Raw genomic sequence first — 13,130 nt, forward strand, 5'->3', positions numbered from 1 at the left:
CTGCGGCCTTGGCGCGGGCATTCGGGGCAATGGCATTGGGATTGATCTTGGGCGTGGCACCTGCACAGGCGCAGCAACTGAAGATGAATATCGGCTGTCCGACACTGGGCAGCGCCGATATCGGCAAATACACCATCGACGAGTTGAACAGGCTTTGCCACAACAACTCTGGCAGTTCCGGCACCAGCACGTCATCGCAAGGCTCGCAAATGGACTCTGCCGAGGGTGGTGCCGCGCTCAGCTGTGGCCAGCACAAGGCATTGGCCTTCAAGGCGCGTTTGAACCCCGGCTTTGTGGAGGGCCAGACCTCGCAGCAGGTGGTTGATAAATACTGCCAGAACAAACCCGACGACGCGCTGCCGGACGAAAGTTATGCCGGTGGCGATCAGGCAACCGGCTGGTTCCGGTTCGAGCGCGGTTATCACACGACCTACACCGGGGCCAAGGCCCGGATCTGCAAGAATTATTACTCCGGCGATGCCTATCTCGACAATGGTCGGATAGAGTTCACCTCTGGCGGCCACACCTGGCGAGGCACGATCAGTCAGAACTCTTACATTTCGATCACCCGCGACGGTGTGACCCCGCGGCCCAAAAACCACACCGTGATTTCCGGCCCGATGTTCAATGCCGAGCTATACAATGGCTACTGCGGCACGGGCTTTTTCCGCCTCTCAGCTCAATAGGTTCTCATGATCAATTTCGTAAAGAAGACATTCGGTGGCGCGGCATTGCTGGCGCTTCTGGCAGGCGGAGCAGCCGCGCAAGGCAACGAAGATGGCTGCCTTGCGCCAAGCGATATGCGCGACAAGGATGTGAAACGCCATGCTGCGGTTCTTGGCCCCGAAAGCGGGCTGTGTCTGTCGGATCTCGATTTCGAGGAAAACGGCCTGAAATGGCAGATCACCGTGATCGACAACACCAAACAGCCCAACGGGCCGACGATCTATCTGCTGCATGACAATGAGAACGCGGCATTCGACACGGCGATCTATTCCGTGCTGCGCTACGGCGGCAAGGTGATCGCGGTAGAGGCGGGCGACAGCCGTACCCACCAGAACCAGGACCCAAACCGCAATTTCGGCATGACCAAGAAGGCCACCGCCAGTTGCAAGGAAATGCGCAAACGCCCCGCGCCTTTGTTCACGCAGTTCCTGCTGGATCTGCGCAATCCGCGCATCAGTTTCTTTCTGACTTTGCACAACAACGCCAATGGCCATACCGGCAATGGCGGCAGTGGCGGCATCAGCGCGGCGCGCACCAGCGCAGTGATGTCCGGTTTCATGACCGAAGTGGCCAAGACCGACGAGGATGACGCGATCTTGCTGGCAGGCACCAAACCGTTCGAGCAGGAACGCCGCGCCAAGAGAGCCGCCGATTTTTTCCTGGAGCGCGGTGTTAACGTGATCTATGAGCACGTCATTCCCGAACGCAATGATTGCTCGTTCTCGAACTATGTCGTGCTCAACGGTCTGGGAGAGTATTTCAACATCGAGGCCGAGCATGGCCATCTGGATCAACAAAAGGCGATGCTGGACCTTTTGATGACGTTCCACCGTATCCGGGTGCGCAACAAATCCGTGCAGTAACACGCAGCGCGGCGATGCAACGTCGCGCTATCCTCGCATCAGGGCTGGCAGATCACCTGTCAGCCCGGCAGCTTCGCGGATCATGCCACGGCGCAGACCGGGCAGCGCATTGATCGCGCCCATCCCCAGATCGCGCCCCAGTCGTAACAGTGGGTTGTCGCTGGAAAACAGTCGGGTGCTGAAATCTGTCGCCAGCGCCAGCGTCTGGATGTCGAACCGCCGCCAGCGCTGATAACGCTCCAGAACGTCCTGCGCTGCGAAATCTTCGCCGCGTCTGCGGGCGTCGTCCAGAACCTGTGCCAAAGCGCCCACGTCGCGCAGCCCTGCGTTGAGACCCTGACCTGCCACCGGATGCAGCCCGTGCGCCGCATCGCCGACCAGCGCCACGCGCTCGGCAACGAGGTGATTGGCCAGGCTCAGGCCCAGCGGATAGCTGTAGCGCGGTCCCTTGATTGCGATCTCTCCCAGGAAATCGCCGAAACGCGGGCGCAGCACATGCAGGAATTCAGCATCGTCGAGTTCTGCGAAGCTGGCGGCAGTGGCGGTGGCTTCGCTCCAGACGATGGACGATACGTTGCCGGGCAGCGGCAGAATCGCCAGCGGTCCGGGCGGCATGAAGAACTGATGCGCGATCCCGTGATGCGGCAACTCGTGCTCGATGGCGCAGACCAGCGCCATCTGGCCATAATCCCACCCGGTGCGGCGGATGCCGGCGCGCTCTGCCGTGCCCGAGCGTCGCCCGTCCGAGCCGACCAGCAACCCGCCGCGCAGCACCTTGCCCGAGGCCAGCGTGACCTCGATGCCACCGGGTATCACCGTCTGCGCCGTGACCGCATCGCCCGAAATCTGCCGGATGTTCGGCTCTTCGCTGATCGCATCCAGAAACGCGCGGCGCAGGAACCGATCCTCGCACATGTGGCCCATCGGCCCTTCTTCGATCTCGCCATGATCGAAATGCAGGTAGAAGGGCGACAGCGGCCCGGTGCCCGCGCGCCCGTCGCTGACCTTGATCTCCAGCATCGGCTGCGCGTGGTTGGCGATACCGTCCCAAATGCCGATGGCGCGCAGCAAGCGAACCGAGGCAAGGGCGAGCGCATAGGCGCGGCCGTCAAACGCGGCGTTCTTGCGCGCAGGCTGTGGCAGGGCGTCGATCACCGTTACGTGCAGGCCTGTCTGCGCGAGGGCAAGAGCGAGGGCAGGGCCGTTCAGCCCGCCGCCAACAATCAGGATATCGCTGTCATATGTCATGCCCTTCAATATGGTGAGAGTTGCGGGATTGTCCATGCGCGCCACTGTCGCTACGTTTGCGCGAAATCGGACATTTGCAGGGGGCTGGAATGCAAGGCTGGCTACGGATGAGCGCGGCAGATCTGGGGCGCGGGATCGGCGCGGGCGAGATCGACGCGGTGGCATTGACAGAAACCTATCTGGCCGCGATCGACGGGCATGAACATGCCGCGCGCATCTACTCGGTCGTGACCCATGACCGCGCCCGCGCCGAAGCGCGCGCCGCAGCGGAACGCGCGCAGGCAGGCCAGCGGCGCGGCCCGCTGGACGGTGTGCCGATCAGTTGGAAGGATCTGGTTGACAGCGCCGGTGTGGCGACAGAGGCCGGATCACAACTGCTGGCGGGACGGGTGCCCGCGCGTGATGCCACCGTTCTGCGCAATGCCACGGCGGCTGGCCTTGTCTGTCTGGGCAAGACGCATATGAGCGAGCTGGCCTTTTCCGGCCTTGGCCTCAATCCGATGACGGCGACGCCGCCCTGTATCAACGACGCGGCTGCGGTGCCGGGGGGATCGTCCAGCGGGGCGGCCGCGAGCGTCGCCTTTGATCTTGCCGCCTGCGGGATCGGCAGTGACACGGGCGGTTCGGTCCGCATCCCGTCGGCCTGGAACGATCTGGTGGGGCTCAAGACCACAAGCGGGCGTCTGTCGGTGGAAGGCACCGTGCCGTTGGCGGCGAAATTTGACACGATCGGCCCGCTTTGCCGCACGGTCGAGGATGCCGCATTGATGCTGGCTGCGCTCGAAGGCGGGGCCGCGCCCGATTTGCGCGGGGTCGCATTGCAGGGCATGCGCTTTGCCGCATTGCAAACGGTGGTGATGGACGACATGCGCGAGGCACCATTGGCCGCCTACAATGATGTCGTGCAGCGGTTGCGCGACGCGGGCGCGCATATCACGCCACTGGAAGCGCCCGAGATCGCAGAGGCGATGCCGCTGTCAGGCATCCTCTTTACCGCCGAAGCCTATGGGACATGGGGCAAGATGATCGAGGCCGCACCGGACAAGATGTTCAGTGCGATCCGTGACCGGTTCCGCAGCGGTGCCGAATTTAGTGCGGCGGATTATGTTGCCGCCTGTCAGCGTCTGGATGAATTGCGTACCGAATGGGCCGCCCGCGTGGCGGGCTTTGACGCGGTGATCATGCCGACTGCGCCGATTCTGCCGCCCGATGCAAAGCGGTTGATGGAAGATGACGCATATTACATGACCGAAAACCTGCTGGCCTTGCGCAATACCCGTGTGGGCAATCTGATGGGGCTGAGTGCGGTCACGCTGCCCACCGGTGTGCCAAGCTGCGGCATCATGTTCTGCGGCACGCCATTTGGCGAAGAACGGCTGTTGCGCATCGCTCAGGCGGCGGAGATAGCGCTGGGATAACCCGTTGGATTTGAGTATTTTTACAAAGATGAAGCCCGATTTGCCAAAATGCCACAAATCGGGTGGGCAAAGGCGGTTTCGCTGGACCTGAGGGCTGAGTTTAGAGTAGTTTTGCCACAAGCGGGGCGTCAATGATCCCGAACCTTGAGGCAGTTTCAGATGTTTCCCGAGCGGTTTTCGAACCTTCCGGCCTATGCATTCCCGCGCCTGCGCGCCCTGTTGGACGTGGCAGAACCGGGCGGCGAAGTGCTGCATATGACGATCGGCGAGCCGAAACACGCCTTTCCACCTTGGATCACCGAGATCATCAGCCGTAACGCGGCCGAGTTTGGCCTGTATCCGCCCAATGACGGCACGCCCGAGTTGCAGGCTGCGATTTGCGGCTGGGTCACGCGGCGCTACGGCGTCACGCTTGATCCCGGCAGCCAGGTCATGGCGCTCAACGGGACGCGCGAGGGGCTCTACAATGCGATGATGGCGCTTTGCCCCGAAACCAAGGCGGGGGGAAAGCCCGTGGTTCTGGTGCCCAACCCGTTCTATCAGGTGTATATGGTGGCCGCGCTGTCGGTCGGGGCAGAGCCCGTCTTTGTGCCTGCCACACGGGAAACGGGGTATCTGCCGGATTTCACTGCATTGCCTGCCGATGTCCTGAACCGCGTCGCGGTGGCCTATCTGTGTTCGCCCAGCAATCCGCAGGGCGCGGTGGCGACGTCAGACTATTGGCAGGATCTGCTGGCTTTGGCGGAAAAATACGATTTCAGAGTCTTTGCCGACGAATGCTATAGCGAGATCTACCGCGACACGCCGCCCGAAGGGGCGCTGGCGGTGGCCGCGCGGATGCAGATCGACCCCGAGCGCGTGGTGGCGTTTCACAGCCTGTCCAAGCGGTCGAATTTGCCGGGGCTGCGCAGCGGATTTGTCGCGGGCGGAGCGGAGAGCATCCGGCGCATCAAGCAGCTGCGCGCCTATGCGGGCGCACCATTGCCGCTACCGTTGCAGCGGGTGGCCGAAGCGGTGTGGGCCGACGATGCGCATGTCGAAGAGAACCGGCGTCTTTACCGCGAGAAATACGACCGCGCCGATGAGATCATGCAGGGCGTTCCGGGTTATCGTGGGCCCGAGGCCGGGTTTTTTCTGTGGCTGCCGGTCGAAGACGGCGAGGCGGCGGCATTGCGTCTGTGGCGCGAGACCGGCGTGCGGGTTCTTCCGGGCGCCTATCTGAGCCGCGAAACCTCCGGGGGCAACCCGGGTCAGGCATACATTCGGGTGGCGATGGTGGCCCCAATAGACGAGATGACACGCGGGCTGACCAGCCTGCGGGCGTGTCTCTACACATAAGGTACGAGGGATTAAATGGCATATCAGACACGAGGACGCGACCCGCTGCTGGACAGCAATATGGCGCAGGCGATCGAGAAACGCGGCAAGGAATTGCTGGGTCTCGGGCTGCTGGCGCTCGCCGCTCTCGTTGCGATGATGTTTGCCACCTACAGCCCAGATGACCCATCGTGGCTGTCGGCCGTTGACGCGCCGGTGCATAACTGGCTGGGCCAGAGCGGGGCGACCATCGCCGCAACGCTGTTCATGGTTGTCGGCTGGGGCGCGTGGGGCGCGGCCATCGTGCTGGCGGCCTGGGGCGTACGTTTCGTACTGCATTGCGGTCAGGAGCGGGCGATCGGGCGGTTAATCTTTGCGCCGATCTGGATCGCGGTTTTGTCGCTCTACGCGGCCTCGCTGACGCCCGGCGCTGAATGGTATGCGACCCACAGCTTCGGGCTTGGCGGCATTTTCGGTGACACCGTCCTGGGCGCGGTCCTGGGTATTCTGCCCGTGAGCCTGGCGGTGGGGTTGAAGCTGCTGGCACTGGTATTGGGGGCCTCGATGCTGGCCTTGGGAGCGTTCGTGCTGGGGTTTGACCGGGCCGAGCTGATCCGCATTGCGCGGTTCCTGCTCGTGGGTCTGATCATGAGCTATTCGATGCTGCTGGACGCCCTCGGCCGGGGTGCCGAAGCTGCCCGCAATGCAGCTCAGGCCCGTCAGGAACGTCGCGCTGGCCGTGCCGAAGCGCAGGAGGCGGCGCGCGCGCCAGAGGTCAGCATCGTCGCCCCGCGTATGCGGCGCGGAACAGGTGCCGTGATCGACGAGCCCGACGTGCAGGACGAAATGCCGCTGCTCAAACCGGTGGAAAAGCAGGGCGGGCTGCTGTCGCGTATGCCGTCGCTTATCCGCAAGCCCGAGCCGCTGCCCGAGCCGGAACTGGTCGAGCCCAGGGTTGTTGCCGGTGCGCAGGATATGCCCGGCGAGGACCGGATCAAGGAAAAGATCGCCGACGTAATCAAGAACCGGGTGCGCAAGAGTACCGCCATCCACGTGGAATCCGTTGCGCCGCTGACCAAGGGGCGCGGGCGTGGGCCAGATCCTCTTGTGCTGAATACGGCGCGCCCGAATGCGGGCTTGCCGCCAGAGCCGCCATTGACCGCCGGATTGGCGCTGCCGCCCGAGCCGCCCTTGACTGCCATGCGCACCGAGATGCCGCAGGTCGATGCACCCGCTGCCGAACCGGCCCCCGCTGCTGTCTTGGACGATGACGAGGATTACGGCGCATACCAGGCCGAGCAGAGCATGCGAATCCCGGTGCCCGAGCCGCGCAAGGTGGTGCAGCATTCGGTGCGCAAGGCACCCGCACCGTCGAGCCGTGCCAAGGCCGAGGCGCAGCCAAAGCTGCAATTCGAGGAGACGACGAGCAGCGAGTTCGAATTGCCGCCGCTCAGCCTTTTGTCGAGCCCCGAGAACATCCAGCGGTATCACCTGAGTGATGACGCGCTGGAGGAAAATGCGCGGATGTTGGAAAACGTGCTGGATGATTATGGCGTCAAGGGCGATATCGTCAGCGTCCGCCCCGGCCCGGTCGTCACCATGTACGAGCTGGAGCCGGCGCCGGGCCTCAAGGCGTCCCGCGTGATCGGCCTGTCGGACGATATCGCACGGTCGATGTCGGCGCTCAGCGCACGGGTCAGCACCGTACCGGGGCGTACGGTTATCGGGATCGAACTGCCCAACGACAACCGCGAGATGGTCGCCCTGCGCGAGATCCTGTCCTCGCGTGATTTTGGCGACGGCAACCAGAAACTGCCGCTGGCGCTGGGCAAGGATATCGGCGGCGATCCCATGGTCGCCAACCTAGCCAAGATGCCGCACCTGCTGATTGCGGGGACCACCGGATCGGGTAAATCCGTGGCGATCAACACGATGATCCTCAGCCTGCTTTACAAGCTGACACCGGATGAATGCCGGATGATCATGATCGACCCCAAGATGCTGGAACTCAGCGTCTATGACGGCATTCCGCATTTGCTGAGCCCGGTCGTGACGGACCCCAAGAAGGCGGTGGTGGCCCTCAAGTGGACCGTCGCCGAGATGGAAGATCGCTATCGCAAGATGTCCAAGATGGGTGTGCGCAACATCGACGGCTATAACGGCCGTGTGGCGGACGCGCTGAGCAAGGGCGAAATGTTCAGCCGCACGGTGCAGACCGGGTTTGACGACGAGACCGGCGAACCAGTGTTCGAGACCGAAGAGTTTGCACCAGAGAAGATGCCCTATATCGTCGTCATCGTTGACGAGATGGCCGATCTGATGATGGTCGCCGGCAAGGAGATCGAGGCCTGCATCCAGCGTCTGGCCCAGATGGCACGGGCCAGCGGCATTCATATCATCATGGCAACGCAGCGCCCGTCGGTCGATGTCATCACCGGCACGATCAAGGCCAACTTCCCCACGCGGATCAGCTTTCAGGTCACGTCCAAAATCGACAGCCGCACCATTCTGGGCGAGATGGGTGCCGAGCAACTGCTGGGCATGGGCGACATGCTGTATATGGCGGGCGGTGCCAAGATCACACGTTGCCACGGGCCTTTCGTGAGCGACGAAGAGGTTGAGGAAGTCGTCAACCATCTCAAGGCTTACGGCCCGCCCAAATATCTTAGCGGCGTGGTTGAAGGCCCCGACGACGACAAGGCCAGCAGCATCGACGCCGTGCTGGGTCTCGGTGGCAATACGGATGGCGAGGATGCGCTCTATGATCAGGCGGTGCAGGTCGTGTTGAATGACCGCAAGGTCAGCACGTCCTACATCCAGCGCAAGCTGGCTATCGGATACAACAAGGCCGCGCGGCTGGTCGAGCAGATGGAGAGCGAGGGCCTCGTGGGTGCCGCCAACCATGTCGGCAAGCGAGAGATCCTGGTGCCGGAGCAATAAGCAAGGCTGGGTACAGGCGGCGACCTGCACCGCCCCGATCCATCGAGCCGTGGAAGCCCTGCGGCTCGATACGGCGCGCGGTCCGAGCGTTGAGCCAATTGCGGTTGCTGTTGCGGCGATTTGCCGAAAAATGCGCTTTGATATCGCATAACACGTGCCTTGGCCCTATTTAATGTGGGCAACAGGCATGTAAGGGCAGGTCACATTATGAAAATGGTTCAATCGCTTCTCGTTGGCGTATTTGCAGTGGCGATGGCATTGCCTGCAGCAGCGGAAAAGCTGTCGCTGGGAGAGCTGTCATCCTATCTCAACACGCTCAAGACCGCGACCGGCGCGTTTACCCAAATCAATGATGATGGCACGATCAGCACCGGCCGTATCCTGATCAAGCGTCCCGGCCGTGTCCGGTTCGAATACGACCCGCCTGACCAAACGCTGGTTGTGGCCAATGGCGACACGGTGGGTATCGTCGATCCAAAATCGAATCAGGGGACGCAGGCCTATCCGCTGCACCGCACACCGTTGTCGATCATCCTGGCACGCAACGTTGATTTGACGCGCGCCCGCATGGTGACGGGTCATTCAAGTGACGATACCACGACGACGGTGCGCGCGCAGGACCCCGAACATCCCGAATATGGCAATATCGAACTGGTCTTTACCGGTAGCCCGGTCGAGCTGCGTCAATGGGTGATCAATGACAGCAGCGGCAGCAGGACGACCGTTGTCCTGGGCGATCTGTCGCAGGGCATGCGCCTGAAGGATGAAAACTTTGTCATCCCCGGGCTGGCGACGGCGACGCAGATCGAGCGCTAGACCTTATTGGCGGTCAGTCTGGAGGTGCGTTGCGAGCACCCTCACAACGCCGAGGCGAAAACGGTCTCTGATCCGCCACCGTACTACCGGTGGCGGGTGTCCCTCAGAACAGCCCGCGCCGTCCACCACAGCTGCGCAGCTGTTGCTGATAGGTGGACGCGCGGTCATCCACGGATTGTGCAACACGCATCAGCCACGCCTTGTTGCGATAACTGCCGCGCGCAAAGCCGGTGCGCCCCTCGTGATAGGCCAGATACTGCTGCTTGGCATCATGGAGGGGGATGCCCAGCCGGTCACGGCTCTCGGCCATGTACCAACCCATGAAATCGGTCGCGTCGTGGATGTTGTCGCGCCGCGCCGAATGTTTGCGATTGGCCTGCACGTATTCTTTCCAGGTCCCGTCCAACGCCTGACTATAGCCATAGGCCGAGCTTTGCCGCCCCATGGGAATGACGCCCAGCGTGTATCGGAAGGGCGTGCGTGCGTCGCTGACGAACTTGCTCTCCTGATAGATTGTCGCCATCTGGACATGCATCGGCACGCCCCAGCGGCGTTCTGCCGCGCGGAAGGCGCGGGTGTAGTTCGGGCGCTCGCGCAAGATTGCACAGGCGTCGTCCATCGTATTGGGGGACGACCCATAACTGCCGCCACGACCACAGGCCGCAACGAGGAGTAACAATAGCGCTGCGCGAAGCTGTCTGCTCATCTGCCTCTCGCTCTTCTTTTTTGTCAAACTGTACCTGAATCCGGTGCGATGGGAAATCATGAATTTGCAAGGTCCGTCCCGGCGTGAATAACCCTTGCACTGCGCACCGCAGGCAGTGCGGCGTCCCGGGACTGTTACGGTAAGGTTCACAGACTGTTTCCCGCCGATTCCCGCATCGGGGTTGGACAAAACCCCCTTGAAACCTTTATGATCGCAGGTTAGGGGCTGCAACGTTATGATGAAAACACACGCGAAATATCATTTGGGCCAAGTCGTTCGGCACAAGAAACACCCGTTCCGCGGTGTTGTCTTTGACGTGGACCCGGAGTTTTCCAATACCGATGAATGGTATTCCTCGATTCCCGAGGAAAGCCGCCCGGTCAAGGAACAGCCATTTTATCATCTGCTGGCTGAAAACGACCAGAGCTACTATGTGGCTTACGTGAGCGAGCAGAACCTGGTCGCGGATTATTCCGGGCAGCCGGTAGAGCATCCCGATATCCCCGACCTTTTTGGCCCGTTCGAGGACGGCCTGTATCCGCTGCATTTCCAACTGAACTGATGTGGGCGGCGGGTCGAAACCCGCCACACGACAGTAGTTCACGCGGTTTCGGTTTCAAAACCCACCGACCCTGAGACATTTGATTTCGGGCAAGGGCTTCTGCGCTTTCCCTGATTCAGAAAAAACGCAGAAGGCTTTGATCAATACCCCAATGCGCAGCCATCTTTGCGGTGGTCGGATGCCCCCTCCAGCACGCCGTCCTCGCGGATCGCGATGGCCTGCGCGCCGCCGATAGCCGCGTCCGGGATCGCCACGGCATGCCCAAGGTCTTCCAGTTCACGGCGCACCGCCTCGGAATAACCCCGTTCGACATTCAGCTTGCCGCTATCGGCAAAGGCGCGCGGTGCATCAATCGCGCTTTGCGGATCCATCCCGAAGTCGCGCAGGTTCGACACGAAGCGGGCATGCCCGCAGGGCTGATAGCCGCCGCCCATCACCCCGAACGGCATGAGCACACGCCCGCGTTGGCGCAGGATGCCGGGAATGATCGTGTGCATCGGACGCTTGCCGCCTACCAGTTCGTTCGGGTGCCCCTCTTTCAACGAGAAGCCCGAACCGCGGTTCTGCAGCAGGATGCCGAATTTTTCCGATGCAATGCCGGATCCGAATCCGTGAAAGATCGAATAGATCAGCGATACCGCCATTCGGTCACGGTCCACCACGGTGATGTAGATGGTGTCGCGATGCACCTGCTCGGTCAGTGGCGCGGCCGCCGCGATCACACGGCGAGGATCGATCAGCGCGGCCAGAGATGCCGCCAGTTCCGGCGACAGCATCCGGTCCAGCTGTGACGTATGATCCGGGTCGGCGATGATGCGATTACGCGCATCATAGGCCAGTTTGGTGGCTTCTGCCTCGAGATGCACCCGCGCGGCCCCGTATGGGTCCAGGCCCGCGATGTCGAAATGGCTTAGGATGTTCAGCATCAGAATCGCTGTCGCGCCCTGTCCATTGGGTGGATGCTCGACCAGTTCGATACCGTTGTATTCGCCTGCAACCGGGGTTGCGGGCGTGCCCCGATGGGCCGCGAAATCCGCTTCGCTGTGCACACCGCCCAGTTCGCGCAGTGCGGCGACCATGTCTTCGGCCACTTCGCCCTCGTAGAATGCACTAGCGCCGTTGGCTGCGACGCGCCGCAGCACTTCGGCCTGACCGGGGGCACGAAACAGAGTACCGACCTGTGGCATGCCCTCGGGCATGAAATGGCGAGGCCCGTGGCCTTGCAGGGTCGGCCCGGCCCGGCCCCAATCGTCGATGACGCGCGGGGCCAAGGGCACGCCTTCCTCGGCGTAGTGAATTGCCGGCGCCAGAAGGGCATCGAGCCCCAGCTTTCCATGGTCGGCGGCGAGCGTGCAGAACGCCTCGATGGCGCCGGGGATGGTAACTGAGTGGGCGGCGTGGACCGGCATGGCCTCCAGCCCCTTGGCGCGCAGGTCAGCGGCGCGGGCCTGCGCGGGGGCGCGGCCAGAGCCGTTATAGGCCTGCACCTCGTTCGAACTGGGGGCATTCCACAGCACGAAGCAGTCACCACCGATCCCGGTCATCTGCGGCTCGCATATGCCCAGCAGGACAGCCCCGGCAATCGCGGCGTCCATTGCGTTCCCGCCTCGGCCCAGAATGTCGACCGCAACCCGCGCGGCAAGCGGATGCGAGGTGGCACAGATGCCGTTCGTGGCAAATACGGGGGAACGTCCAGGCAGGTGAAAATCGCGCATCGGGGCCTCATTGTGCGGGGTCTATACCGGACACTAGGACGCAGCGCGCCAATTGCCAATCGTGGCAGGGCGGAGATTTGCTTTCTGGGGGGGGGGACCTCGACACCGCGAACTGGGTGGGGGCTGTTAAACGCGGCGCCGAGGGAAGCCATATGCAGCTACAAGAAAGTGTATGATGCCGCACTCTGTCCGCAATGCGATCAGATATGGGCGAATCTACGGCAATCGCCAATTTGCCGGAAAATGATGTTCGGCGCGATCTGACCGCTTTCCGGGAGGTCAGCTTGGCGGGATGATCCGCTCACGCAGAGCTGGCACGCACAGTAAAGCCGAGGCGGTTCATGCCGCGAGAGCGGCTATAGTGCAGATCTTGCGTCAGTGACCGGATCATGTACCAGCCAAACCCGCCTTCGGGCAGGTCGGCACGTGGCACGTTCAGGGGTGGCCGCATTCCCTGTGGCAGCGCCAACCCCGGTAGAGGCGATCCGGCATCATGTATCTCGCAATGGATTCCTGCGCCAATCTGCGCGATTTCCACCCTGATCGAACCATGCGTCCCAGAGGCATGGGCGTGCTCGACCACGTTGTTCAGAGCCTCGGCCAGCGCGATCTCGACCGTGCCGCACAGATCATCCGCAATGCCGCAACGCACAAGATGGCGGCGCACCTGACCCAGGCTGTGCCGAACAGCAGTGTCCACGCTGTCCAGCGTGAAAGAAAGTGCTGCGTTGTCATCACCTTGGATTGAGCAACCTGTGGTCTGGAAATTCTCTGACGCCATGATCATTCATCCTGGCATTCCCATTTGATGTAGGCTTT

At 62.2% G+C, this 13,130-nt stretch carries 11 protein-coding genes; 7 read left to right on the top strand and 4 right to left on the bottom strand.

The genetic code is table 11. The features are described from left to right. Positions 1–29: 29 nt before the first annotated feature. Both O3306_RS15220 and O3306_RS15225 read left to right on the top strand, forming a co-directional pair. A complete protein-coding gene (locus O3306_RS15220) occupies positions 30–686 on the top strand; it encodes a hypothetical protein (protein WP_272008850.1) in 657 nt (218 codons plus the stop codon). 6 nt (positions 687–692) lie between these two features. Further along, positions 693–1,589: a hypothetical protein gene (locus O3306_RS15225; protein ID WP_272008852.1), complete on the top strand. Its 897-nt coding sequence runs from the start codon at positions 693–695 to the stop codon at positions 1,587–1,589. A 27-nt stretch (positions 1,590–1,616) separates the two neighbouring features. Here the strand turns inward: O3306_RS15225 and O3306_RS15230 are convergent, their stop codons facing one another. Next, positions 1,617–2,873: an FAD-dependent monooxygenase gene (locus tag O3306_RS15230; RefSeq protein WP_272008853.1), complete on the bottom strand. Its 1,257-nt coding sequence runs from the start codon at positions 2,871–2,873 to the stop codon at positions 1,617–1,619. 53 nt (positions 2,874–2,926) lie between these two features. Between O3306_RS15230 and O3306_RS15235 the strand changes: the two genes are divergently transcribed. The 4 genes from O3306_RS15235 to O3306_RS15250 all read left to right on the top strand — a co-directional run bounded on the left by O3306_RS15235 (position 2,927) and on the right by O3306_RS15250 (position 9,328). Continuing rightward, entirely contained in the window at positions 2,927–4,255 is a 1,329-nt protein-coding gene (locus tag O3306_RS15235) for an amidase (protein WP_272008855.1), read from the top strand. Positions 4,256–4,414: 159 nt separating this feature from the next. After that, complete coding sequence (locus O3306_RS15240; RefSeq protein WP_272008875.1) at positions 4,415–5,593, top strand: aminotransferase class I/II-fold pyridoxal phosphate-dependent enzyme; 1,179 nt, start codon at positions 4,415–4,417, stop codon at positions 5,591–5,593. A gap of 15 nt (positions 5,594–5,608) precedes the next feature. Further along, positions 5,609–8,512 (top strand): DNA translocase FtsK, encoded by a 2,904-nt coding sequence (locus O3306_RS15245; RefSeq protein WP_272008857.1) that lies wholly within the window; start codon positions 5,609–5,611, stop codon positions 8,510–8,512. A gap of 207 nt (positions 8,513–8,719) precedes the next feature. Then, on the top strand, positions 8,720–9,328 hold the full coding sequence (locus O3306_RS15250; protein ID WP_272008859.1) for a LolA family protein: 609 nt from the start codon (positions 8,720–8,722) through the stop codon (positions 9,326–9,328). Positions 9,329–9,431: 103 nt separating this feature from the next. Here O3306_RS15250 and O3306_RS15255 read toward each other — a convergent pair whose 3' ends face one another. After that, positions 9,432–10,034 (bottom strand): transglycosylase SLT domain-containing protein, encoded by a 603-nt coding sequence (locus O3306_RS15255; protein WP_272008861.1) that lies wholly within the window; start codon positions 10,032–10,034, stop codon positions 9,432–9,434. Between the two features lie 235 nt (positions 10,035–10,269). On the opposite strand from O3306_RS15255, the gene hspQ reads away from it, so the two are divergent. Further along, positions 10,270–10,596 carry a heat shock protein HspQ gene (hspQ, locus tag O3306_RS15260; protein WP_272008863.1) on the top strand — a complete coding sequence of 109 codons (327 nt, stop codon included), beginning with the start codon at positions 10,270–10,272 and terminating at the stop codon, positions 10,594–10,596. Between the two features lie 140 nt (positions 10,597–10,736). On the opposite strand, the gene O3306_RS15265 is transcribed toward hspQ, so the two are convergent. Both O3306_RS15265 and O3306_RS15270 read right to left on the bottom strand, forming a co-directional pair. Continuing rightward, positions 10,737–12,311 carry a gamma-glutamyltransferase family protein gene (locus O3306_RS15265; protein ID WP_272008865.1) on the bottom strand — a complete coding sequence of 525 codons (1,575 nt, stop codon included), beginning with the start codon at positions 12,309–12,311 and terminating at the stop codon, positions 10,737–10,739. Positions 12,312–12,612: 301 nt separating this feature from the next. Then, entirely contained in the window at positions 12,613–13,092 is a 480-nt protein-coding gene (locus tag O3306_RS15270) for an ATP-binding protein (protein WP_272008867.1), read from the bottom strand. Between the last annotated feature and the right edge of the window lie 38 nt (positions 13,093–13,130).

The organism is Roseovarius sp. ZX-A-9 (assembly GCF_028369135.1).
Lineage (GTDB): Bacteria > Pseudomonadota > Alphaproteobacteria > Rhodobacterales > Rhodobacteraceae > Roseovarius.